The sequence below is a fragment of the Cupriavidus sp. GW821-FHT02F09 genome (assembly GCF_059421605.1).
This window is the reverse complement of record NZ_JBWKVH010000009.1, coordinates 207,874-231,253: the sequence shown is the minus strand read 5'-3', so window position 1 is coordinate 231,253 and position 23,380 is coordinate 207,874. Positions and strand designations below refer to the sequence as shown.

The window sequence follows — 23,380 nt, the reverse complement described above, 5'->3', positions numbered from 1 at the left end:
TCGACTTGCATGTGTAAGGCATGCCGCCAGCGTTCAATCTGAGCCAGGATCAAACTCTTCAGTTTAATACCTGTGTGATCCTTCGGTTTCCCTATGGATCTCGCTCTTTCGAGCGGTCGCTCACTCTCAGAAAACTGACTGGCTACGTCCGCGATTTGCACCCCGGACATAACCAACATGTTTTACTGTGCGAGCACTTTATAACTTGTAAGCTAAAAGACCGAAGTCTTCCGCATCCGCTATCAAGCGCCCACACTTATCGGTTGTTTGTTTGTTAAAGAACTGGTCGCGGTTCGCTTTGCTCACCGCGTCGCTGCGTTTGCTGCAGCAGAGAAACGAGATTATGAAGCGTGATCATCGTTTCGTCAACAGGTTTTTTTCCTTCAGCTCGCTGCGCCGTGCGCGCCGCCAACCACCCCTGCCAACCCCGCAACCCTTGTCCCGTCTGCTTTGCAGCGGTGTTTCGTGTTGCGAGGGGGCGAATCATAGGGGACCCCCTCGGCCTTGGCAAGCGTTTTCTTGAATTTGTTCAGAACGGTCTGTGACACGGTGATGAAGCAGGCTTCCATGCCCCTGCGCAGGGTCGCGCGGCTGCTACCTCTATCTATTAGAATCGACGGATGCCTGACCTTCCTATCTACCAGCCATCGCACCAGCCGGCGGATATGCCCCGGTATCTGGACGCGCAAGCGCTGGCAGCAGCACTTTCACGCCCGATTGTCTTTGTCGACCTGGAAACGACGGGCGCCGACGGCACCCGCGACCGTATTACCGAGATTGGCGTCGTGGAAGTGGGACCGGACGGTATTGTCGAATGGGACACCCTGATAGACCCGGGCATTGGCATCCCGCCCTTTATCCAGCAACTGACCGGAATCACTGACGACATGGTGCGCGGTCGGCCAAGCTTTGAGTCACTGGCGGAAACGCTCGCGGAGCGGCTGCAAGGCAAGCTCTTCGTGGCGCACAATGCACGTTTCGACTATGGCTTCCTCAAGAATGAGTTCCGCCGTGTCGGCGTCACCTTTCGCGCCGATGTCCTGTGCACGTTACGGCTCTCGCGCTCGCTGTTTCCCTCGGCCGCGCGCCACGGGCTGGATGCGCTGATCGCCCGGTTCGAGTTGCAACCCAAGGGCCGGCACCGGGCTCTCGCCGATGCCGAACTGTTGTGGCAATTCTGGCAGAAGGTCCACGAGCTCTACACGATGGACCTGGTCGAATCCGCAGTGCAGTCGCTGATCAAGCGGGCGAGCCTGCCCGCCGGGCTCGAAGAAACCGCACTGGACGACGTTCCCGACACCCCTGGCGTCTATCTCTTTTATGGCGACCAGGACATGCCTCTCTATATAGGGAAGAGCATCCACCTGCGCCAACGCATTGGCGCGCATTTCTCCGGCGATCATCGTGCCGCCCTGGAAATGCGGCTGGCGCGCGCGGTGCGCCACGTCGAATGGCGCGAGACTGGCGGTGAGGCTGGCGCACTGCTGCTGGAAGCGCACCTGATCAAGACGATGCAGCCGCTGCACAACCAGATGCTGCGCCAGAATGCAGGACTCTACGCGTGGGAACTGCCCCCCGGGCTGAGCGCGCCGATACTGCGCTCGGATCGCCACACCGATTTCAGCCGGCACCCTAATCTATATGGCGCCTTTCCCAGCCGGGCCAGCGCCCAGGCCCGGCTGGCAGAACTGGCCCAAACCCATCAGCTCTGCCAGGTCGCCCTCGCCCTGGAGAAAACCGCGCGGCGCGGCCTGCCCTGCTTCGCGCGTCAACTGCACCGCTGCCTGGGCGCGTGCACCGGCGACGAGTCCCTCGCAGCTCACCGCGAACGGGCGGTCACCGCATTGGCCAACCTGGCGATCCAGCCCTGGCCGTTCGCGGGTGCAGTGGCATGGCGCGAGCAGCACGGCGCCAAGGCGTGGTGGCATGTCCTGGAAGACTGGTGCTACCTGGGCTCGGTACCCACGCTGGAGGAGGCGCCAAGCTTGCTGTCCTCGCCCGCGCGCTTTGACCTGGACACCTATCAGATCCTGGCGCCACGGCTGCCGGCCTTGCTCGCCGCTGCCGTTCCGCTGGAAGCGGTGCGGCGATTCGAGCTGCAACCACCGGACGCGCCCCGGTCGAAAGCACAGCCGCAGACTGCATCGCCCACCCCGGCGCCCCACCGGCGCAAGCCACCAAGCCCAGACCAACAGACCTTGTCTTTCTTCGACCGCTAGGCGAGGCGACTGCTGACCAGCTAGCCCACAGATCACAAACGGTATACCAAATACCTCACAACTCGCGCACCGCCAAGGTGCGCGACGTCTAGCAATCCCTTCCCATGAGCCGCGAGTTTGTGCCGAAACCTGCTGCATTGCACCAGAACACGGCGAATTGCGGGCGCTCGAACATTTGCCTTGCTCTCGGCAATTCAATGAATATAGTATACCGATTCTAACGAAAAGCCCGATTCACCCCCAACCCTGGCGCCATAGCAACGGCCCCCACAATACGGAGCGAATGCGTGACGCGGCAAGACACAGCAAGCACCGACACCCAGCCGCCAGAGACGTGCTTCCTGCCAGTGTGGGAAGCCGCGGCGCTATTGGCCAAAGGCGACGCCAGCGCGCAGAACCTGGTGAACTGGTGCGAGGCAGCCTATGCCGCCTCGCATCGGGAGATCAACGCCCTCATCCTGGCGGATTTCACCGCCGCGCGCGCAGCAGCCGAGGCCAGCGACCAACGCCGGCGCCGCGGGGAGCCGCTTGGCTTGCTGGACGGTATTCCCTTCTCCATCAAGGAATCCTTCGACGTGGCAGGCTGGCCCACCACGTGCGGCAACCCGGCGCAGCGCCACAACATTGCCGCCAGCGACTCGGCCGTGGTCGAGCGCCTGCGCGCGGCCGGCGCGGTCCTGCTTGGCAAGACCAACGTGCCGATCGGGCTGCGCGACTGGCAAAGCTACAACGCCATCTACGGCACCACCCGCAACCCGCGCGACCTCAGCCGCACCCCGGGCGGTTCGTCCGGCGGCAGCGCCGCAGCGGTCTGCGCGGGCATGAGCTTCTTTGACGTGGGCTCCGACATCGGCTCGTCGCTGCGCAACCCGGCGCACTACTGCGGCGTGTTCTCGCACAAGAGCAGCCACGGACTGGTGCCGCTGCGCGGCCATGGCATCGGCCACGGCTACGGCGAGCAGGACATCAACGTGGCGGGGCCGCTGGCGCGCAGCGCGCACGACCTGGAACTGCTGCTGCGAGCGCTGGCTGGCCCGGACGGCATTGAAGCGCAGGCCTATCGCCTGACGCTGCCGCCCTGCGACAAGCGCGCGCTTGCCGACTTCCGCGTCGCCGTGCTGCCGAGCCATCCGCTGTGCGAGGCGGACGGGGAAGTCAGCGACGAAATCGAAAAGCTCGGCCGCTGGCTGGAGGGACAAGGCGCCCAGGTACGCTGGAACGCGCGCCCGGACTTCGATGCCTCGGCTCTCTGGCACACCTACGTGCTGATGCTGCGGGCTACCACGTCGATCCATATGGATGATGCTGGCTTCGATGCCGTGCTGGCCCGCGCCGCAGGCGCCGCGCCCGACGACCACGGCTACGCCACGCTGCAATTCACCGGCGCCGCCATCCGGCACCGGCAATGGCTGCAGTTGCAGCAAGCCCGGGCCACCTTCGCGCAGGCTTGGCAGCGCTTTTTTGGCGAGGTTGACGTGTTGCTGTGCCCGGCAGCCGCGACCACCGCCTTTGTGCTGGATGAAGCCGGCGAGCCGTGGCAGCGCATGCTCCAGGTCAATGGCCGGGCGCAACCGCTCACCAGCCAGTTGTTCTGGGCCGGGCACTCCGGCCTGTGCGGCCTGCCCTCGACGGTAGCGCCGATCGGCCCGGGCCGCAGTGGCCTGCCGGTGGGCGTGCAGATCGTCGCCGGAAGGTTCGAGGACCTGACCGCATTGCGCTTTGCCCAGTTGCTGGAAGCCGCGGGTTTTGCCTTCCGGCCACCGCCGGCCTCGGCTCAGTCCCAATCCCAATCCCGGTCCGACCCGGTGTAACGCGCACCGGCGCCAAAAAAACCAGCGCACCGCCCCCGAAGCAAAGACACGAAGGAGAGATCATGTTCACCTGGTTCAAGGATTTATCGACAATGGAGCGCAAGGGGTTTTACGGCGCGTTCCTCGGTCATGCGGTCGACGTGTTCGACTTCATGATCTATTCCTTCCTGATTTCAACGTTGCTCACCCAGTGGGGCATGAGCAAATCGGCCGCCGGCGCCATTGTCACCTGGACCTTGGTGTCCTCACTGGTGGGCGCCATCGGTGCGGGCGTCCTGGCTGACCGCTATGGCCGGGTGCGCGTGTTGCGCTGGACCATCGTGGTGTTCGCCGTTGCCTGCTTCCTGTGCGGGCTGGCCAACACCCCCGAGCAACTGCTGGCCTTTCGCATGCTCCAGGGCCTGGGCTTCGGCGGCGAATCCTCGCTGTGCATGGTGCTGGTGACGGAAATGATCCGCAACCCGGCGCACCGCGGCAAATACTCCGGCTTCACCGCCAGCAGCTACTCCTTCGGCTGGGGCGCGGCGGCCATTGCCTACGCCATCACCTTCAGCATCTTCCCGGCCGAAACCGCCTGGCGCGTCTGCTTCTTCATGGGCATCCTGCCGGCGCTGGTGGTGATCTACCTGCGCCGCAACCTGGAGGAGCCGGAAGTTTTCACCAAGAGCCAGGCCGAACGCGCCGCCGGTGGCGCCGGCAGCGGGCCCACCGCCTGGCAGCAGCTGGCGCGGCTCGGCCGCAGGCCGCTGCTGGGCAAGACCGTGCTGTGCAGCCTGCTGTCGGGCGGCATGCTGGGCGCCTACTATGCGATTGCCACCTGGCTGCCGACGTTCCTCAAGACCGAGCGCGGGCTGTCGGTGTTCGGCACCAGCTCCTATCTGGCGATGACGATCGTTGGCTCGCTGGTGGGCTATGTGGCCGGCGCCTATGCCACCGACCGTTGGGGCCGCCGCCTGACCTATATCGCCTTTGCCGCCGGCGCCTTTGTCATGGCGCTGGTCTATATGGTGATCCCGGTATCGAACACGTCGATGCTGTTCCTGGGCTTCCCGCTGGGCGTGCTGATGCAGGGCGTCTTCGCCGGCATCGGCGCCACCATCTCGGAGTCTTACCCCAATGACATCCGCGCCACGGGTTATGGCGTCTCGTACAACGTCGGGCGCGTGATCGGCTCGCTCTTTCCGCTGACGGTAGGCTGGCTCAGCACCGGCCGCACCTCGCTGCCACTGGCGATCGCCATCGTGGCCGGCGTCGGCTACATGATGGTGATGGGCGCCGCCTTGCTGCTGCCGGAAACCAAGGGCATGGACCTGGGCCAGGCCGGCGGCGATGACGACGGCGCGCACGAGCTGTCCCGGGATGCCAACAAGGCCGTGCTGGCGCCGACTGTGGGCAAGCCCGCATAAGGCGCCTGCGGCCGCTTGCGGCGAGGCCGGCGGCTAGGCTAGGCTGCACGGAGGGAGCATGCCTGCTCCCCCTGGAGTCGCCATGTCTGTCGTTCGCCGTCTCTCCATCTCCCCTCGCCTTTGGTTGACCCCACTCGCCGCCATCGCCCTGGGCGGCTGCGCAAGCGTCGAGCAATCCGCCATGCAGCGCATCCTGGATTCGTGGCAAGCCGCCCCGATCGAACAAGCCAAGGCACAGTGGGGCCCGCCGCAATCCGTGCAGGCCGTGCCGGGCGGCACCGCCTACTTGTGGACCGAGGAGGTGCCACCAGCGCGTGCGCCGGGCGGCGGCCCGCGCGATGCGCGCGCGCCCACGTCACCGGAGCCCCTGCTGGTGCCCGGCCTGTGCCATCGCCGCCTGATCGCTGGTCCCACTGGCCTGGTGATCGGTGGCGACTGGTCCGGCAACGCGTGCTGTGTCACCACCGCGCTAGGCCGCTGCAGCGGGCTGGTCAGGACCAGCACCAGCCCCTGATCGCACCGGCCACCGCGCCACTCACCGAATTGGTGCACATCGCGCGTCGAAGCAGGGGATCATGCACCAGTGCCACTCAGGGGCTTGCCACGATCCGGCGCATTTGGGGCGCGGCGTTCACCGCTGCCGTTGGCACACCTCTTGCTGAACAAACTATCGAGTAGAAGCGGTTAGCGCCGATGCGCCTCCCCCAGTGGGCAGGCGCATGCCGGCGCGGGACATTGCTCTCGCGACCATCCGGTCGCACGCCTGGCTGACTCGCATCGCGAGGCATCCGGGCGTTTGGATCCGGCCACCAGGCCGGGCACGAGAGAAAAGAGAGCGCCCACGATGTCCCCCATCTTCACGCCCTTATTCCATTTCGCGGACACATCTGCCGGCCATGGCGCCGCTTGCGTCCCGCGTCGTCGCCCGCCTGTCGCCGTGCCCATCCTGGTTTCCCCCGCAAACATCCGCACAGGAGCCCCCATGAAGACGCCTTCCCCATTGCGCCGCCTGTTGATTACCGGCGCCTGCGCCGCGCTGACGCTCGCCGCCATCCCCGCCCCCGCGCTAGCTGCCGATAAGGTGACGTTCCTCACCTCCTGGTATGCCCAGGCGGAGCATGGCGGCTTTTATCAGGCGGTAGCGAAAGGCATCTACAAGAAGTACGACCTCGATGTCACCGTGCGCATGGGCGGCCCGCAGGTCAATGGCATGCAGATCCTCACCAGCGGCCAGGCCGATTTCCTGATGGGCTATGACCTGCAGGTGCTCAAGAGCGTGGAGCAAGGCGTGCCGGTGACCACCGTGGCAACCTCCTTCCAGACCGACCTGCAAGGCATGATGACCCACGAGGACGTCAAGAGCCTGGCCGACCTGAAGAGCCGCACGGTGCTGGTCTCCACCTCGGGACGCACCACCTGGTGGCCGTGGCTCAAGGGCAAGTACAAGCTGGAGGAATCGCAGTCGCGCGTCTACACCTTCAACCTGCAGCCCTTCTTTGCCGATCCGCAATCGGCCCAGCAGGCGTATGCCTCTTCCGAAGTGTTCTCGGCCAGCAAGGCCGGTGCCAAGACGCGCTTCTTCCTGTTCGCCGACGATGGCTATCCGCCCTACGGCACCACCATCGTCGCCATGCAAAAGATGGTCAAGGAGAAGCCGGACGTGGTCGCGCGCTTCGTCAAGGCGAGCATGGAAGGCTGGAAGAGCTACCTGGCGGACCCCGCCCCGGCCAATGCGCTGATCAAGCAGGAAAACCCCAACATGAAGGACGACCAGCTCGCCTGGGGCGTGGACAAACTCAAGGAGTACCACATGGTCGGCGGTGGCGATGCGGCCCGCTACGGCATCGGCGTGATGACCGATGCACGCTGGCAGAAGACGCGCGACTTCATGGTGGGGGCCGGGCTGCTCAAGGCCGATACCGACTGGAAACAAGCCTACACCACGCAGTTCGTGAAAGACCTGAAGGTCATGCCCTGAAGCGCGCAGCTTCACCGTTCAAGCTCAACCCCATACAAGGATATTTGACATGCTGGTCACCCAACAGCCCGTATTGCGCCGTTTCTGGTATGCCCTGATGCCGATCTCGATGCTCGACGACGGCCCCAAGCCCTTTACCCTGCTGGGGGAGAACCTGGTGCTTTGGAAAGGCATCGACGGCAAGCCCGCGGCGCTGCAGGACCGCTGCTGCCACCGCACCGCACGCCTGTCCAAGGGCTGGGTCAACGAGCGCGGCGACATCGTTTGCGGCTACCACGGCTGGGAATACAACTGCTCGGGCAGCTGCGTGCGGATTCCGCAGGCGCCGGACAACGCCATTCCTTCTGGCGCGAAGGTGCAGGCCTATCACGTGCAAGAGAAATACGGCTACGTGTGGGTGGCGCTGGACGATCCGCTGCAGCCCATCCCCGATTTCCCCGAGGATGGCGACCCCACCTACCGCCGCATCTTCCAGTTCTACGAGAAGTGGAACACCAGCTCGCTGCGCGTGATGGAGAACGCCTTCGACAACTCGCACTTCAGCTTCGTGCACCGCGCCAACTTTGGTTTGTCCGAGCAGCCCAAGCCGCAGAAGTACGAGCTGCAGCAGCGCGAGTGGGGCTTCGAGGCGGAGACGCTGGTGCCGATCCGCAATATCGAGGCGGGCCACCGTGTTACCGGCACCACCGAGCCGATCACGCATCGCCATATGTTCAACCGCTGGGATCTGCCGTTCACGCGCCGCTTCGGCTGCACCTATCCGGCCAGCGGGCGCCATCACATCATCTACAACTGCGCCACGCCGATCGACGACAAGAGCGTGATGCTGTCGCAATGGCTGTACCGCAATGACAGCGAGGAAGACTGCTCGACCCAGGAGCTGATCGACTGGGACGCGCCCATCGTCGCCGAGGACCGCGACATCCTGGAAGCCACCGACTACGACGCCTGCGTGGACACGCGCCGCCGCGTTGAATTCCATATGGAATCCGACAAACCCGGCTTGCTGATGCGCAAGATGCTGATGGAACTGTTCACCCGGCATGGCGAGAAGGAGACCTTCCGCATTCCCGTGGTTCGCGCTTAGGCCGGACTTCGGATAGTCCCCGAACCATTCCATACGGAGACAGCCATGAGCGTCCTCTTTCGCAGTGCCACGCAAGCCCGCGCTGCAGCCCCGAGCCCCGGCGGCCTTGCGCCCAACGCCGACGGCGAGCCCGCTGGCACCAGCCGGCGCGATGCCGACGCGCCGCTGCTGTTCGCCAACCAGGTCGAGAAGACCTATCCCAACGGCACCGTGGCGCTGGAGCGCGTCAAGCTGGCGATCAAGCCCGGCGAGTTCGTCTCGCTGCTGGGGCCGTCCGGCTGCGGCAAGAGCACCTTGCTCAAGCTGTTTGCCGGATTGGAGGCGCCGTCGGCGGGCCATATGCGCTGGTGGGGCAACCCCGCCCTTCCGAGCGGAACGAACGCCGGAACGAACGGCGCCACCAACAGCGCAGGCCGCACGCTGGCGATGGTGTTCCAGGAGGCCACGCTGATGCCGTGGGCACGCGTGGCCGACAACGTGCGGCTGCCGCTGGACCTCGCCCGCATGCCGCGCGCCGACGCCGACGAACGCGTGCGGCGCGCGCTGGCGCTGGTGGGGCTGGGCCGCTTCGCCGCGGTCTATCCGCGTGAGCTGTCGGGTGGCATGCAGATGCGCGTGTCGATCGCGCGGGCGCTGGCGACCAACCCGGACCTGCTGCTGATGGACGAGCCCTTCGGCGCGCTCGACGAGTTCACCCGCAACAAGCTCGACGCCGACCTGCGCGCGCTCTGGGCCGAGCGCGGCCTGACAGTGGTCTTCGTCACCCACAGCATCTATGAGGCGGTCTACCTGTCGAGCCGCGTGGTGGTAATGGCGGCGCGGCCGGGCCGCGTAATTGCCGACGTGGCCATCGAGGGCCCCGAAGTCCGCGATGAGGCCTTCCGTGTTTCGCCCGCCTTCATGCAGTACTGCGCGCAGTTGTCGGCGCTGCTCGCGCAGGCCAACACCGGCGTCGACCCCAACGAGCACTGAGCCCGGCAGCAGCATCGATCCCACAAACAACAAGGAGCCCCCATGAATCCCCCGCTACTGTCGCGCCCCGCCGTACAGCGCGTGGCCGCCCCGCTTGCCGTCGGCGTGCTGCTGTTGCTCGCCTGGCAGGCGACATGCACTGTGCTCGCCGTGCCCGCGTACCTGGTGCCCACGCCCACCGCCATCGGCCATGCGCTGGTGGAAGACTGGAGCCTGCTATGCGGCTCGCTATGGGTGACGCTGCGCATCACCATGCTGGCCTTTGCGCTGGCCGTGGTAGTTGGCACCGCCGCGGCGTTCATCTTCGTGCAGAGCCGCCTGATCGAAGCCAGCCTGTTTCCCTACGCGATCCTGCTGCAGGTCACGCCGGTGGTAGCGATCGCGCCGCTGATCATCATCTGGGTCAAGCAGCCGACGCTGGCGCTAGTGATCTGCGCCACCATGGTGGCCGTGTTCCCGATCATCTCCAACACGGTGCTGGGCCTGCGCAGCGTCAACCCCGGCTTGCTCAACCTGTTCCGCATCAACCGCGCGAGCCGCTGGGATACCTTGCGCCGCCTGCGCATTCCCAGCGCGCTGCCGTATTTTTTCGGTGGCCTGCGGATATCTTGCGGCCTCGCGCTGATCGGCGCGGTGGTAGCGGAATTCGTGGCGGGCACCGGCGGCACGGGCGCGGGGCTGGCTTACCAGATCCTGCAGGCGGGCTTCGCCCTCAATATCCCGCGCCTGTTCGCCGCGCTGTTCCTGATCACGCTGACCGGCGTCGCATTGTTCGGCGCCATGGTGGTGGTATCACGCATGGCACTGTCCCATTGGCACGAAAGCGAGCTGGCATGACGACCAACACCATCCTGATCCGCAATGCCACCGCCATCCTGACCGGCCTTCCTGGTAACGATAAGGGTGGGGGCGAGGGTGAAGGCGAACGCCATGCCGGCCCGGACCTGCGCGTGGCCGGCGGCACCATCGAGGCCATCGGCAAGCTGGCGCCGCGCCCCGGCGAACAAGTCATCGATGCCACCGACTGCGTGGTCTACCCGGCCTGGGTCAACACCCATCATCACCTGTTCCAGTCACTGCTCAAGGGCGATCCGCCGGGACTGAACCTGACGCTCACGCCGTGGCTCGGCGCTACGCCTTACCGCTTCCGCGCCGCCTTTGACGAAACCACCTTCCGGCTTGCCGCCCGCATCGGCCTGATCGAACTGGTGCGCAGCGGCTGCGGCACGGTGGCTGACCACAACTATCTCTACTATCCCGGCATGCCCTACGACAGCTCGGCCATCCTGTTCGAGGAAGCCGAGGCGCTGGGGCTGCGCTTTGTGCTGTGCCGCGGCGGCGCCACCCGCACGCGCCAGCTGGAGAGCGAACTGCCGCAGGCGTTGCGCCCCGAAACGCTCGACCAGTTCCTGAGTGATTGCGAACGGCTCACTGCGCGCTACCACCAGCCCGCGCCGGATGCGATGCGCCGCGTGGTGATGGCGCCCACCACGCCGCTCTACTCCATGTCGCCCGAGGAGTTGCGCACCTGCGCGCGCACCGCGCGCCGGCTTGGCATCCGGCTGCACAGCCATTTGTCGGAGACCGTGGAATACCAGAACGCCGCGCGAGACAAATACCAGACGACACCCGTGGCCTTCTGCGGCGAGCACGAGTGGCTGGGCCGCGACGTTTGGTTCGCCCATCTGGTAAAACTGGGCACGGACGAAATCCGCCAGCTCGGCGCAACCGGCACAGGTATCGCGCACTGCCCGCAGAGCAACGGCAGGCTGGGCAGCGGCATTGCGAACATCCCGGCGCTGGAAGCCGCTGGCGTGCCGGTGTCGATCGGGGTGGACGGCGCCGCCTCCAACGAAGCGGCCGACATGATTTCCGAAACGCATGCGGCGTGGCTGCTGCAGCGCGCGCGGCGAGGCCATGGCGCCCGCCCACGCGCCGAGGGTGGCGACCATGAGGGCGGCGCCGACGCCGCGCGTGTAGAAGACGTCGTGCGCTGGGGCACGGCGGGCGGCGCGGCGGTGCTTGGCCTGGATGCGGTGGGCACGTTGCAGCCGGGCAAGGCGGCCGACCTCGCCATCTACCGGCTCGACGACCCGCGCTGCTTTGGCCTGCACGATCCGGCCATCGCCCCCGTGGCCAGCGGTGGGCGGCCGGCTCTGCGCGCGCTGCTGGTGGCTGGCCGCGTGGTGGTGGAGCATGATGCGATTCCGGGGCTGGACCTTGGCGAGCTTGGCGCTGCCGCGCGCGACGCAGTGCTGCGCTTGCAGCAGCGCGCCGCATAGCCCGCGGCGCCACGTCGTTGATGCAGGAAGGCGCGAACCGGCAGCGGATTTTTTCTTGAGCCTGGCGCTCGTGGGGCTGATCGGCCTGCGGTTCGCCGAAACTGAGGCTTGATCCAGGCTAGCCGGGGCGCGGGCCGACGTACGCGGCACGCGGGCGGATCAGCTCGGCATCGGCACGCTGCTCCAGCGCGTGCGCGATCCAGCCGATGGAGCGGCCAAGCGCGAACATGCCGAAGGCCGCGCCGGGCGGCAGCCGCAGATGCCGGCGCAGCGCCACCAGTGCAAAATCGATCGATGGCCGCTGCCCCAGCAGCGCGAAAGCGTCGTCGATGATCGCTTGCCATTGCGGGTGATGCGGGAGTATCCGCGCCAGCAGGCCGGCGGCGCGGATGTCGCCGGCGGGGTAGAGATGATGGCCAAACCCCGGCAGGTTCTCGCCGCGGGCAAGCCGCTCGCGCAGCTTCGATGCGGGCGGCGCCTCGCCGAGCTCGTCCCAGAGAGCCTCCACGCGGGCGGTGGTCCCGCCATGCAGCCCACCGGTCAGCGCGGCCAGGCCCGCGACCACGGATGCGCGCAGGCTGGCGCCGGTGGACGCCACGCAGCGGGCCGTGAAGCTCGACGCGTTCAGCTCATGGTCCGCGCAGAGCACCAGCGCCATGCGGATCAGGTCCGCGCCTTCTTCGCCCACCTGCCAGGCGCTGGCGCATTGTCGATGGACCGGCGCGCTGGCGGGCGCCGTGTGCAGCAGGCAGGCCGCCAGCAGACGCACCAGCACGCCGCAGCCTTCGGCAAGGCGTTGCGGTGACCTTTGCCACTGCGCCGTGGGGTCGTCTTCGCTGGCTATGGTAAACAGCGGCAGCAGCGCCGCCTCGCTGCGGCGCCCGGAGAAGGCCGCCTGCATTGCCGCGAGGTGCGCCGGCGCAAGCGGCGCTGCGCCAAACGCCGCGTCCTGGGGGCACTGCCACAGCAATGCGGCCACCGCTTCCACGGTGTCCGACGCGGCCAACGCAACGGCATCCATGCCCCGGTAGTAGAGCCGCCCGTCCTCAATCAAGGTGATCCCCGATTCCAGCACCGGCAGACCCCAGCTCAGCGTGGCCTTGGCCACCTCGCGAGGCTTGCGGCCGCGCGTGCGCTGGCCAGCCAGGCGCGCAACGTCGTCGGCGAGATAGCGGCTTTCGCGGTGGGTTTCGCTATCGTGCGCGTGCAGCAAGCCACGGCTGACATAGGCATAGAGCGTCTGGCGGGACACGCCAAGCTGGGCGGCGGCTTCGGAGGAAGTCAGGTAGCGGGGCACGGGCGACGAAATCGATCGATAGGTTGATTAAGTTAATCAATATTGACTATTAAAACAAGGAGCCTATGCTGCAAAGCACGAATTCCCGACCCACCCCAACGGAGAACGCACCATGCCCGGCCCCGGAGAATCCATGCTTTCAGCCACGAGTCCCACGACAGCCGTCACCCCTTTCCTTGGTGAGATCTGGCGCAGCGTGCACGGGGACGCCGCGTGGCTCGAACACATTGCCGTGGCCGGCACCGGTCACTTGCCCGCGGTCTTCCCCGTCACCGCCCTGGCCACCGCCGCCGTCGGCGCAGCCGCCCTGGCCATTGCCGAGTTGATCCACCGGGCCTGCGGGCATGCGCCGCATGTCCAGGCAGATCAACGTCTCGCTTCGCTATGGTTCGGCACTTCGCTGCGGCCACAGGGCTGGGAACTGCCGCCGCAATGGGATCCCGTTGCCGGCGACTACCGGGCCAAGGACGGCTGGATCCGTCTTCACACCAACGCCCCACATCACCGCGACGCTGCCCTCGCCGTGCTTGGCGTGGCGGCGCAAGCGGACAAGGCCGCCGTTGCCCGGGCCGTATCCGGATGGGAAGCCAGCGCGCTGGAAGCCGCCATCGTCGAGAACGGCGGCTGCTCGGCGGCCATGCGCACCGAGGCCGAATGGGCAGTCCATCCGCAGGGGATCGCCGTCAACAGCGAACCGCTGATGCACTGGACGACGTGCGCTGCTGGGCCTCGGCCAGCCTGGGCCATCACCCCGGATCGCCCGTTGCGCGGCATCCGCGTGCTGGACCTGACCCGGATCCTGGCGGGTCCGGTGGCCACCCGCTTCCTGGCCGGCTTCGGCGCCGATGTGCTCCGCATCGACCCACCCGGCTGGGAAGAGCCAGGCACAGTGCCGGAAGTGGTGCTCGGCAAGCGCTGCGCCCGGCTCGACCTGAAGAGCGCGGCGGACCGGCAGGTGCTGGAGCAGTTGCTGAGCCAGGCCGACGTGATGGTGCACGGCTACCGTCCCGAAGCCCTGGCGCGGCTTGGACTGGACGCGCGGCGGCGCCGCGAGATCAATCCCGCGCTGGTGGATGTGTCGCTCGATGCCTATGGCTGGAGCGGGCCGTGGAAGGGCCGGCGCGGCTTCGACAGCCTGATCCAGATGAGCACCGGCATTGCCGATGCGGGCATGCGCGCCGCAGGCCTGGACCATCCCAAGCCGCTGCCGGTGCAGGCCATCGACCACGCGACCGGCTACCTGATGGCAACAGCGGCCATCCGCGGGCTGGCGCAGCGCCTGGCGACCGGCGCCGGCTGCGAGGTGCGGGCCTCGCTGGCGCGCACGGCGCATCTTTTGGTGACGGGCGCGCAAGACGAAGCATCCCTGTTCCCGCCTGAAGCCCCGGCGGACCTGGCAGAAACGATTGAAGCGACTGCCTGGGGACCTGCGCGACGGCTCAGGTCCCCAGCAACTGTGCAGGGTGCGCCAATGGTGTGGGACCGTCCAGCGGACAGGCTGGGCGCGTCGCTTGCGCAGTGGTCCCTAAACTAACTGCTGGCCTGTGGCCGACCTTGATATGGGCGTTGCCTTGCCTTGTCGGCCAGACTATACTTAGCCAACTGAATTAGCTAAGTCAGGATGACCACATGCTCACGATCAACATGCACGAGGCCAAAAGCCAATTGTCACGGCTAGTGGAGTCGCTGGAAAGCGGGGCGCAAGATGTCATTGTCATTGCGCGCAATGGCAAGGCCGCCGCCAAGCTGGTGCCCATCGGCGAGCCGGACGTTTCCAGGAGAATCGGCGGCGGGCTTGCGCTGCTCGGCCAGTTTCCGTCTGTCAGCCTGGAAGAATGGAATGCACTCGATGCAGACGTGGCATCGCTCTTTGAGAACGGGACAGAGAGTGACCACTCGTGAAGGTGCTGCTCGACACGCATATCGCTATCTGGGCGAGCCTGAACGATCCACGTCTGTCGGCCAAAGCCCGGTCGATGATCGCGGAGCCTTCCAATGAGATTTATGTGAGCGCTGCCAGCGTGTGGGAGATATCCATCAAGGCAGGGTTGGGAAAGCTGGACATGTTCAACGGTGGCCAAGCCGCCGCTGTTTTCCGCTTGTGCGGCTACAAACTCCTTGACGTCACTGCCGCCCACGCGGGTGCGATGGACAATCTGCCGGCCTTTGCCAACCACAAGGACCCATTCGATCGCATGCTGGTTGCACAAGCGCTGCAGGAGGCCATGGTGCTGCTCACCGACGATGCCAGGCTGCCGCAATACCACCCGATCCTGATCGTCGCCGCCTGAGCCCAGCCGCGCATCGGCCTTTTGCCACACCGGCCGATGCGTCAGGGCGCGCTTAGTCGATCTTCGCGCCCGAAGCCTTGATCACCTGTCCCCAGCGCTTCTGCTCGGCGGCAATGGTCTGGCCGAAGGCCTCCGGGCCTTGCCAGGCTGCCTCGGCGCCTTGCTGCTCCAGCTTGGCGCGAGTATCGGCTTCGCCCAGCACGGCCTGCAGCGCGCCAGACAACTTGGCCACCACCTCCTTGGGCGTGCCCGCGGGCGCCAGCATGCCGTAGAAGCCGACTACCTCGAAGTTCTTCAGCCCGGCCTCTTCCATGGTCGGCACGTCAGGCAAGGCGGGCGAGCGATGCTTGGACGTCACCGCCAGCGCGCGCACCTTGCCGGCCTTGATGTATTGCGTGAACAGCGGGATCGAGTCGGCCATCATCTGCGCCTGGCCGCCCATCACATCGGTCAGAGCCGGGGCGCTGCCCTTGTAGGGAATGTGGACGATAAACGTGCCGCTGGCCTGCTTGAACATCTCCGGCATCAGGTGGGAGATGCCGCCGTTGCCGCCCGAGGCAAAATTCAGCTTGCCGGGGTTGGCGCGCGCATAGCCAATGAATTCCTTGAGGTTGCGGGCCGGCACGTTGTTATTGACCACCATGACCAGCGGAATCAGCGCGGTGCGGGCCACCGGCGCAAAATCCCGCGGCATCACGTACGGCAGCTTGGGATAAAGCGCGCCATTGATGGCCATCTGGCCGGTATTGGCCAGCAGCAGCGTGTAGCCGTCCGGCGCGGCTTTGGCGACGGAATCCGAGCCGATGTTGCCGGCCGCGCCGGCCTTATAGTCCAGCACCACTGACTGCCCCAGGATCGGCTGCAGCTTTTCGGCGAGGAGGCGGGCGTGGGTGTCGACCGGGCCACCCGGCGGGAAGCCCACCACCAGGCGGATCGGCTTTTCCGGCCAGGCGGCAGCAGCGGGAGCCGCGCCCAGTGCCAGCGGCAGTGCGGCGCAGGCCAGCAGCATCGGCAAGCCGGGCAGGAATCGGTTATTTAATGTGTACTTCGCCATCAGGTCTTTTCTCCTCGTTTATATTGCGGCCTTGCGTTGTCGGCGTGCACCGGGGCGAGTCCTGGCCGGGCTCGTGGCCGGATACCCGCGAACACCCTTAATTGTGACGATTTTATTACATGGCGCCATGCTAGAAATCCCTGTGCAGGCTTATGATGCCCCTGCCCGGCCGCGCCATTGCGTCAGCCGCTTGCCGGCCTGGCGCGTTCAGATAACGGCTGGCCGCTGCGCGCCGGCCTCGCATCCGTGCCCGGGCATCAGCCAAGGAAAGCCAACGTGAAACCAACCAACCGAGCCGTCGTCCTGTTTTTGTGGGCGGCACTGTACTTTTGCTCCGGCTACATCTCGCACAAGCTCAACGGCCCGTTCTCCGCCACTGGCTATATCTGGCTGCCGGCCGGCGTGACCGTGGCCGCGTTCATGCTGACGCCGATGCCGCGCTGGCTGCCGGTAGGGCTGGCGTTCTTCGCCGCGCAGATGCTGCTGGGCTGGGTAGAGGGGCGCGACACGCTGCGCCTGATGCTGTTCTCGCTCGACGAGATCGGTTTTGCGGCAGTGGGCGTGGCGCTGGTCAGGCGCACGCACTTCTCGCTCGAAGGGCTGGCCTTCGTGCGCGGCTTGCTGATCGCCGGGGTGGTCAGCAGCGCAGCCAGCGCCGCGGTGGGCGCGGGCTGGTTCACGATCATGCAGGACGTGCCGTTCTGGCGCACCGCGCGCGTCTGGGCCGCGGCCGACCTGGTGGGCGTGCTGATCGTCACGCCGGTGCTGGCGGGCTGGTCGCGCTTTCGCGCCATGCGCTCAGGCGGCATGAGCGGCGGCGATTTCCTGTTCGGCCTCGGCGCGTTCGCCGCGCTGGTGCTGACCACCTTCTTTATCTTCGACAACAAGAGCCTGGGCCCGCTGCCTGCCGGCGTGGTGTTTGCGCTGACCTATATCCCCCTGTTCTTCGCGGCAGTGGTGACGCTGCTGTGGGGGGGCCGGGGCGGCTCCGTCGCAGTGGCGATCCTGGCGCTGTTCGTGCTGGTCAATACCGGCCAGGGCGATGGCCCGTTCGCCGAAAGCGCGGCCCACCATGGCCGCTCGCTGATGGAGGCCCAGCTATACCTGGCCGTGGCCGCCTTGCTGACGCTGCTGATCAGCACGCTGCGCACCAGCCGCGAGCAACTGCACCTGCAGTCGGCGCAGCGCCAGAACGATGTCAAGCTGGCACTCGCGGCCAGCGGCCAGCTGGTCTATTGCCTGGACCCGCGCAGTGGCACGCTGCGCTGGAGCGGCGACGTGGAGCGCTCGCTGGGGGTGCGAGAAGATACCTTCGGCAATCTCGACAATGTACTGGCTCACGTGCATGCCGACGACCGGTCCCGGGTGCGCGACCGCTGGCTGCGCGAGAGCGACGGCGACGGGGGTGGCGCAGCCCGCACCGACCTGCTCTTTCGCCTGATGCTGCCCGCGGGCGACTGCACCATGGTCCTGGATATGAGCAGCCCGCTGCTGGACGGCGACGAAACCGTGGCGGTCATTGCCGGCGCATGGCGCCTGCAAGGCGCGGCTGTGATCGAGGAGCGCGACGCAGCATGACGGCTCTCAAGGGCAGCGGCACGGGGGCCCTGCTCATCCATGGCTTGGGCGGCACGCAGTTCGACCTCGGCCCGATGCACAAGGCCCTGCGGCGCGCCGGGGTGGAAACCCACGCGGTGACGCTGCCAGGACACGCAGGCACGCCCGAGGACCTGGTGCCCGTGCGGGCCGAGCAATGGCTCGACACCGTCACGCAGGCATACGATGAGCTGGCCGGGCAGTACGAAACCTTTCACATCATGGGCATGTGCCTGGGCGGGCTTCTGGCCCTGGCGCTGGCCGAGCGCCGCCAGCACACCAAGGGCCGGTTGATCGCGCTGGCGGCCCCGGTCTACATCGACGGCTGGTCCACGCCCTGGTACCGCGCGCTGCGGCACCTGGTCTATCACATCCCTACGCTGCCAGCGCGCATGCGGGTGGAGGAAGACGAGCCATTCGGCATCAAGAACGACCTGGTGCGCGCGATCGTCAAAGCCAAGTTCGAACGCGGCGACAACTTCCACTACCGCTGGGTGCCGCTGGCCTGCATCCGCCAGGTGGACCGGCTGCGCGGCTGGGTGCTCAACGGCGCCCACCGCATCGCCTGCCCCACGCTGGTGGTGAACGCGCGCGAGGACGAGCTGACCAGCCTGCGTTCGGCCGACTTCCTGGAAGCCACGGTCCCGGACGTGCGCAAGGTGGTGGTGGAAAACAGCTATCACATGATCTGCGTGGACAACGACCGCGAGCAGGTGGTCAGCAACGTGCTCGAGTTCCTTGGCTTCGACCCGGCGCAGGCGCGCCGCCCGGCGCGGGCCAGGGTGGAAGTGCCGATGACCGAGGAAGCCGTCACCGCCGTGGTGAACGAATACCTGCAGGCCCTCACCAGCGGACAGTTCGAAGCGCTGTTCCCGCTACTGGAGCCCGGCGTGCGCTGGCGCCACCAGGGCGAGCATCCGCTGGCGGGAAGCTATGACGACCGCGACGCCGTCATCGGCATGTTTGCCAAACTGGAGGCAATCGCCGGCAAGACGGTACGCATCGCCATCACCGCACCGCCGCGCATCGAGGGCGCCACCGCGCAGATCGACGTCTCGGCCTCCTCCGTCATGAACGGCGAGGCCCGGCACAGCCAGGGCACGCAAACCCTGCGCATGCGCAACGGGCGCATCTCCGCGGTGACCTTCCGCCCGGCCGACAGCGCTGATAACGCGGTGAGCGCCACCGAGCCCCTGCCAGCGCCCGCGGGCTAGAACACGCGGCCTAGCTGCAGGTACAGGTTCCACACCCCGTTCGGCGCTGCGGCAAAGCCGAAGTACAGCGGGCCAATGGCGCTGTTGCCGCCGATGAACAGGCTGGCGCTGGTCTTGAACGGCCCGTTGCCAAAGTTCTTGCGCCGCAGCCAGACGTCGCCAGCCTCCAGGCTGGCACCCACCACGGTGGTGCGCAGCCCGGGCAGGATGAACTCGCGCAGGTCGTTCAGGTACGTCATGCGCCCGTACAGCAGGTAGTTGCCGGAGAACTGGTCCTGCGCGTAGGCCGAAAGATGCTGGAAGCCGCCCAGCGTGAAGCCCAGCCCGCCGCTGACGCTGTTGTCGCTGCGGTGATCGCCATAGGTGGCCGCGGCCTCCGCCGCCAGGTTCAGGGTGTGGCGGCCGTAGCTGGTGGCCCAGAGCGCCTTGGCATGTGCATCGTTAAAGCGGTTGTCGGTGCCGCCGAAGGCCAGCTCGTTGGTCGCCAGCAGATAGTAGCCGGTGCGCGGGAAGAGCGGATCGTCGAGCTGGTCGATGGTGAGCTGGGCACGCATGGTGGGCTGGCGCACACGGGCCTGGGAGAATAGCCGGCCGGTACCGATGGGCAGGTTATAGACGGCCGAGTAGTTGACCTGCTGGTAGTTCACGCCCGCCCGGAACTCGCCCAGCCGGCCCAGCGGCACACCCAGGTCCAGGCCCGCGACGGCCGTGTCGATCCGAAAGGCGGTGATCGGGTCGGTATTGCGGTTGGGCGCGGTGTCGCCATAGAGATCGACGCGCTTGCGCCCGTATTCCACATAGGGCGCGACATAGAAGCCAAGCCGGTCGAATACCGGCTGGCGCAGCTCGGTGTGCCACTTGGCCTGGGTGCTGCCCAGCACGATGTCATTGCGCCACTCCAGCCCGCCGGGCGTGATCCACGGATACCGATGCCCCAGTTGCAGGTTGAACCCGCCCTGGCCATTGAAGGTGTTGGACACGCCGAAGCCGAACAGCAGGAACTGCGGGCCCCAGGATTTCTGCTGCGCCTCGACCTTCAGCACATTGCGCCCGTCCTCCGTGACCATCTCCTGCGTCACGCTCTCGAAATCGCCCGAGGTGGAGAGCTGCGCCATCTCGCGGTTAAGCGTGACCGCGTCGTAGGTGTCGCCTTCATTTACGCCCAGGTACTTGCGCACGAAGCTGGCCGGAATGCGGCCGTGCGACTGGATCTGGATGGCATCGATGCGCACCGGGCCCGCCACCGCCTGGCTGCCCTTGCGCGCCGCCAGGTAGCTTTGCCAGGCGTCCGCCGGCAGCGTCAGCGACGCGAGCTTGGGCTCGGCCGCCAGCACGGCGTTCCAGCCGCCCTGGATGCCGTCGTTGGCGCGCGAGAAGTCGGTGAAGGACAAGTCACCCAGCTGGGGCTCGATCAGCACGTCGCCCGGCTTGAGCAGCGCCTTTTGCGTGGCCACGTTCTGGTTGGTCAGGATGGTGACCATCTGCTGCGTCACCGCCGCCGGCGAGTCCAAGCTCTCGGGGTCATCCAGCGGCGAGGCAATATTGACGGCGATGATCACGTCGGCACCCATGTCGCGTGCAAGCTGCACCGGCAGGTTGCTGACCAGCCCGCCATCGACCAGCACGCGCCCGTTCACCTTGATCGGCGCGAACAAGCCCGGCACGGCCACGCTGGCGCGGATGGCGCGCGGCAGCGAGCCGTGGTCCAGCACGACGGGGGCCCCGGTGCCCAGGTCAGTGGCAATGGTGCGAAACGGCGTCGGCAGCTTGTCGAAGGCGCCGTCGGCCGGCAGATGCGGGGTCAGGTTCTGTAGCAGCGCCAGCAGGCGGTTGCCCTGTACCAGGCCGGTGGGCAGCTTGATCTTGCCGTCACCGTAGCCGGCCGAAATGCCGATTGGATATTGGAGGTCATCCTCGCGCTGCGCCTGCGGCAGTTCGGCGCGTTCGTTGCGGTCGAAGGCGATATCGCTCAGGTTGGTATGCGACAGCTTGGCCTCCAGCTCGCCCGCCGACAAACCGCTGGCGTATAAGCCACCCACCACGGCACCCATGCTGGTGGCCGCGATGCAGTCGATCGGCACGTGCATTTTCTCCAGCGCCCGGATCACGCCGATATGCGCGTAGCCGCGCGCGCCGCCACCGGACAGCACCAGGCACACGCGCGCTCGCTTGCCCGGGACGGCTGGGGGGGCGGCTTCCTCGGCAACTTCGGTGGCAACGTCGGTGGCAGCGTCGGCGGCGGATTGCCTGGCCGGCTGCGCAGGGTGATCCGCGGCCCTGGCGGGCTGCGGCGCCAAGGCTAGCGCCGCCAATGCAAGCAGCATCGGCAGCACCTGACAACCGGACACCAGCGTGCGCAAGCGGCGCGCGATGCATGATAGAGAGCGGGACATGGACAAACCTGGACAATCCGCGGCAAGACGGGACAAGACGGTGAAATCGCCGCGCAGAGTTGGCGGGGAAGGTCGTCACGATAGGGCAATTGCCCGTCCTTGAACAGCGGCGCATGCACCGGCGGAGTGCCGGTTGCCTAACCTGCGGGGCTGTCGCTGCCCCGTGCGCCAAGCGGCCGCGCGGGTTATCCGTGCAAACCCTCGGCGCAGAGCAGTTTGATCCACAATTTGCCAGGGTGGGTAAACGTATGCTGAATACAACAAAGGGAACGTGGCGGACTGAAACGCCACGGCCGCCGTCCGTCCTAGCCCTCGTTCTGCCAACCCAGTCCCAGTGCCTTTTGCAACGACACGAAGTCCTTGATCAGGTTGGCATCGCCGGCGATCCGATCCTGCTGCGCACGTACCCGGGTGCGTTCGACATCCAGCCAGTCAAGCATGCTGGCCGTACCGGCGCGGTAGCGCTGCTGGGTCAGCACGGCGGCGCGCTCGGCGGACGCCTCCACCCGGCGCAGCAGGACCACGTTCTCGCGCTGGTGCCCGTAGCGGGACAAGGCCACATCGGCATCGCGCAGCGCCTTCAGGACCACGCTCTCGTACCTTGCCTCGGCATTGTCGCGTCCTGCCTGCGCACCGTCCACGCTGGCGGCAACCCGGCCGAAATCCAGCGCGTTCCACTGCAGCCGCGGCAAGGCGAGCCAGGTGGCGTTGTCCTTGCGGACCAGGTGACCGGGGTCCATCGCGCTGTAGCCCAGGGAGCCGAACAGCGACAGCTTGGGGAACCAGTCAGCCTTGCTAGCGCCGATCTGCGCGTTCTGCGCGGCCAGGGTACGCTCCGCCGCGCGGATGTCCGGCCGCGCCTTGAGCAGTGCGGCTGGGTTACCGACGGACACCGTAGCCGGCAACGTGGGCAATGGCCGTTGCGGGCCGAGTTCGCCATCCAGTGCGCCGGGGGCGCGCCCCGTGAGTACGGCGAGTTCATCGAACGACTCCGTGATCTGCGCCTCGATGGGCGCGATCTGCGAGCGGGTGCCCTCCACCTGGGTCAGGAGCCGCTCCACTTCCAGCGCCGATGCCACCCCGCGTTCGCGCCGTTGCTGCGTCAGCTCCAGCATGTCGGCTTCGAGCTTTTCCGAGGCGCGCAGGTGCGTCAGGCGCGCCTGCTGCTCGCGCAGGCCGATGTAGGCTTGGGCGACCTCGGCTGCCAGTTGCACGTGGGCGTCCGCGAGCTGTTCGGCGGAAGCGTCCGCCTGCGCCGCGGCCGCCTCGATGGCACGCCGCGTCCCGCCAAACAGATCGATCTCCCAGCTGGCATCGAAGTTGGCAAGATAGAGCGCCAATGGTCCGCGGCCGCCAGACGTCGCGCCACCGGAAAACGACGACAAATTCGGCGAGCGCGTGCGCAGCGTGGCGGCGGTTGCCCCCACCTTGGGGAGTGCATCGGCTTGCTGCCCGCGCAGGCCGGCACGCGCCTGCCGCACGCTGGCCTGCGCTGCACGAATGTCAGGGCTATGCGCCAATGCGGTTTCTATCAGTGCATCCAGTTGGGGATCGCCCAGCGCGCGCCACCAGGTTGCGACGCGCGGCGCAGCCGGCTCGGTACTGTGCGGGGCATGGGGAAATGCCGTGGCGCGCATGGCGTCGGCCGCGACTTCAGGCGCGCCGTGATAGTCAGGCCCGACCGCGCAGCCACTCATGGCAAACGCCAGCGCGGCACTGAGGGAGACCGTGCGCAGCCGGCCAGGGCCCGGCAGCGTATTTGATTTGATGTCGTGCATGA

The 23,380-nt window shown here is 66.8% G+C and carries 18 protein-coding genes and 1 rRNA gene; 14 read left to right on the top strand and 5 right to left on the bottom strand.

Annotated features, from left to right (window positions below):
* Positions 1–65, bottom strand: a 16S ribosomal RNA gene (locus AC07XB_RS13625); the annotation flags it as partial.
* 555 nt (positions 66–620) lie between these two features.
* Here AC07XB_RS13625 and AC07XB_RS13620 point away from each other — a divergent pair.
* The 9 genes from AC07XB_RS13620 to AC07XB_RS13580 all read left to right on the top strand — a co-directional run bounded on the left by AC07XB_RS13620 (position 621) and on the right by AC07XB_RS13580 (position 11,755).
* A complete protein-coding gene (locus AC07XB_RS13620; RefSeq protein WP_492375713.1) occupies positions 621–2,219 on the top strand; it encodes a 3'-5' exonuclease family protein in 1,599 nt (532 codons plus the stop codon).
* 287 nt (positions 2,220–2,506) lie between these two features.
* Complete coding sequence (locus AC07XB_RS13615) at positions 2,507–4,030, top strand: amidase (protein WP_492813693.1); 1,524 nt, start codon at positions 2,507–2,509, stop codon at positions 4,028–4,030.
* 62 nt (positions 4,031–4,092) lie between these two features.
* Complete coding sequence (locus AC07XB_RS13610) at positions 4,093–5,436, top strand: MFS transporter (protein ID WP_492375715.1); 1,344 nt, start codon at positions 4,093–4,095, stop codon at positions 5,434–5,436.
* A gap of 82 nt (positions 5,437–5,518) precedes the next feature.
* Positions 5,519–5,950: a hypothetical protein gene (locus tag AC07XB_RS13605; protein ID WP_492375716.1), complete on the top strand. Its 432-nt coding sequence runs from the start codon at positions 5,519–5,521 to the stop codon at positions 5,948–5,950.
* 468 nt (positions 5,951–6,418) lie between these two features.
* Positions 6,419–7,414, top strand: a complete 996-nt coding sequence (locus tag AC07XB_RS13600) for an ABC transporter substrate-binding protein (RefSeq protein WP_492375717.1) — start codon at positions 6,419–6,421, stop codon at positions 7,412–7,414.
* 49 nt (positions 7,415–7,463) lie between these two features.
* Positions 7,464–8,501, top strand: a complete 1,038-nt coding sequence (locus AC07XB_RS13595; RefSeq protein ID WP_492827836.1) for an aromatic ring-hydroxylating dioxygenase subunit alpha — start codon at positions 7,464–7,466, stop codon at positions 8,499–8,501.
* Positions 8,502–8,546: 45 nt separating this feature from the next.
* Positions 8,547–9,473 carry an ABC transporter ATP-binding protein gene (locus AC07XB_RS13590; RefSeq protein WP_492827838.1) on the top strand — a complete coding sequence of 309 codons (927 nt, stop codon included), beginning with the start codon at positions 8,547–8,549 and terminating at the stop codon, positions 9,471–9,473.
* 42 nt (positions 9,474–9,515) lie between these two features.
* Entirely contained in the window at positions 9,516–10,310 is a 795-nt protein-coding gene (locus AC07XB_RS13585) for an ABC transporter permease (protein ID WP_416051465.1), read from the top strand.
* Complete coding sequence (locus AC07XB_RS13580; protein WP_492827840.1) at positions 10,307–11,755, top strand: amidohydrolase family protein; 1,449 nt, start codon at positions 10,307–10,309, stop codon at positions 11,753–11,755. The genes AC07XB_RS13585 and AC07XB_RS13580 overlap by 4 nt, the downstream gene beginning before the upstream one ends.
* Positions 11,756–11,873: 118 nt before the next feature.
* On the opposite strand, the gene AC07XB_RS13575 is transcribed toward AC07XB_RS13580, so the two are convergent.
* Positions 11,874–13,052 (bottom strand): citrate synthase family protein, encoded by a 1,179-nt coding sequence (locus tag AC07XB_RS13575; RefSeq protein ID WP_492375721.1) that lies wholly within the window; start codon positions 13,050–13,052, stop codon positions 11,874–11,876.
* 133 nt (positions 13,053–13,185) lie between these two features.
* On the opposite strand from AC07XB_RS13575, the gene AC07XB_RS13570 reads away from it, so the two are divergent.
* The 3 genes from AC07XB_RS13570 to AC07XB_RS13560 all read left to right on the top strand — a co-directional run bounded on the left by AC07XB_RS13570 (position 13,186) and on the right by AC07XB_RS13560 (position 15,343).
* Positions 13,186–14,586, top strand: a complete 1,401-nt coding sequence (locus AC07XB_RS13570) for a CoA transferase (protein WP_492827842.1) — start codon at positions 13,186–13,188, stop codon at positions 14,584–14,586.
* Between the two features lie 95 nt (positions 14,587–14,681).
* Positions 14,682–14,954 carry a type II toxin-antitoxin system Phd/YefM family antitoxin gene (locus AC07XB_RS13565; protein WP_492375723.1) on the top strand — a complete coding sequence of 91 codons (273 nt, stop codon included), beginning with the start codon at positions 14,682–14,684 and terminating at the stop codon, positions 14,952–14,954.
* Positions 14,951–15,343: a type II toxin-antitoxin system VapC family toxin gene (locus tag AC07XB_RS13560; protein WP_492827844.1), complete on the top strand. Its 393-nt coding sequence runs from the start codon at positions 14,951–14,953 to the stop codon at positions 15,341–15,343. Before AC07XB_RS13565 ends, AC07XB_RS13560 begins: the two co-directional genes overlap by 4 nt.
* A gap of 52 nt (positions 15,344–15,395) precedes the next feature.
* Here the strand turns inward: AC07XB_RS13560 and AC07XB_RS13555 are convergent, their stop codons facing one another.
* Complete coding sequence (locus AC07XB_RS13555; RefSeq protein WP_492827846.1) at positions 15,396–16,397, bottom strand: Bug family tripartite tricarboxylate transporter substrate binding protein; 1,002 nt, start codon at positions 16,395–16,397, stop codon at positions 15,396–15,398.
* 276 nt (positions 16,398–16,673) lie between these two features.
* Between AC07XB_RS13555 and AC07XB_RS13550 the strand changes: the two genes are divergently transcribed.
* The gene (locus AC07XB_RS13550) at positions 16,674–17,975 is read left to right on the top strand and encodes an MASE1 domain-containing protein (protein ID WP_492827848.1); all 1,302 of its coding nucleotides are present in this window, start codon (positions 16,674–16,676) and stop codon (positions 17,973–17,975) included.
* A complete protein-coding gene (locus AC07XB_RS13545) occupies positions 17,972–19,207 on the top strand; it encodes an alpha/beta fold hydrolase (RefSeq protein ID WP_492827850.1) in 1,236 nt (411 codons plus the stop codon). The genes AC07XB_RS13550 and AC07XB_RS13545 overlap by 4 nt, the downstream gene beginning before the upstream one ends.
* Here AC07XB_RS13545 and AC07XB_RS13540 read toward each other — a convergent pair.
* Both AC07XB_RS13540 and AC07XB_RS13535 read right to left on the bottom strand, forming a co-directional pair.
* Positions 19,204–21,531, bottom strand: a complete 2,328-nt coding sequence (locus AC07XB_RS13540; RefSeq protein ID WP_492827997.1) for a patatin-like phospholipase family protein — start codon at positions 21,529–21,531, stop codon at positions 19,204–19,206. The two genes, AC07XB_RS13545 and AC07XB_RS13540, sit on opposite strands and share 4 nt — an antisense overlap.
* A 374-nt stretch (positions 21,532–21,905) precedes the next feature.
* Positions 21,906–23,378: an efflux transporter outer membrane subunit gene (locus AC07XB_RS13535; RefSeq protein WP_492827852.1), complete on the bottom strand. Its 1,473-nt coding sequence runs from the start codon at positions 23,376–23,378 to the stop codon at positions 21,906–21,908.
* Positions 23,379–23,380: the final 2 nt, after the last annotated feature.

What these genes read in the sequence shown, in the direction of transcription:
- AC07XB_RS13620 (WP_492375713.1), top strand. Translation starts at nt 621, where the DNA reads ATGCCTGACCTTCCTATCTACCAGCCATCGCACCAGCCGGCGGATATG.
- AC07XB_RS13610 (WP_492375715.1), top strand. Translation starts at nt 4,093, where the DNA reads ATGTTCACCTGGTTCAAGGATTTATCGACAATGGAGCGCAAGGGGTTT.
- AC07XB_RS13605 (WP_492375716.1), top strand. Translation starts at nt 5,519, where the DNA reads ATGTCTGTCGTTCGCCGTCTCTCCATCTCCCCTCGCCTTTGGTTGACC.
- AC07XB_RS13600 (WP_492375717.1), top strand. Translation starts at nt 6,419, where the DNA reads ATGAAGACGCCTTCCCCATTGCGCCGCCTGTTGATTACCGGCGCCTGC.
- AC07XB_RS13595 (WP_492827836.1), top strand. Translation starts at nt 7,464, where the DNA reads ATGCTGGTCACCCAACAGCCCGTATTGCGCCGTTTCTGGTATGCCCTG.
- AC07XB_RS13590 (WP_492827838.1), top strand. Translation starts at nt 8,547, where the DNA reads ATGAGCGTCCTCTTTCGCAGTGCCACGCAAGCCCGCGCTGCAGCCCCG.
- AC07XB_RS13585 (WP_416051465.1), top strand. Translation starts at nt 9,516, where the DNA reads ATGAATCCCCCGCTACTGTCGCGCCCCGCCGTACAGCGCGTGGCCGCC.
- AC07XB_RS13580 (WP_492827840.1), top strand. Translation starts at nt 10,307, where the DNA reads ATGACGACCAACACCATCCTGATCCGCAATGCCACCGCCATCCTGACC.
- AC07XB_RS13570 (WP_492827842.1), top strand. Translation starts at nt 13,186, where the DNA reads ATGCTTTCAGCCACGAGTCCCACGACAGCCGTCACCCCTTTCCTTGGT.
- AC07XB_RS13565 (WP_492375723.1), top strand. Translation starts at nt 14,682, where the DNA reads ATGCTCACGATCAACATGCACGAGGCCAAAAGCCAATTGTCACGGCTA.
- AC07XB_RS13555 (WP_492827846.1), bottom strand. Translation starts at nt 16,397, where the DNA reads ATGGCGAAGTACACATTAAATAACCGATTCCTGCCCGGCTTGCCGATG.
- AC07XB_RS13545 (WP_492827850.1), top strand. Translation starts at nt 17,972, where the DNA reads ATGACGGCTCTCAAGGGCAGCGGCACGGGGGCCCTGCTCATCCATGGC.
- AC07XB_RS13540 (WP_492827997.1), bottom strand. Translation starts at nt 21,531, where the DNA reads ATGCTGCTTGCATTGGCGGCGCTAGCCTTGGCGCCGCAGCCCGCCAGG.
- AC07XB_RS13535 (WP_492827852.1), bottom strand. Translation starts at nt 23,378, where the DNA reads ATGCACGACATCAAATCAAATACGCTGCCGGGCCCTGGCCGGCTGCGC.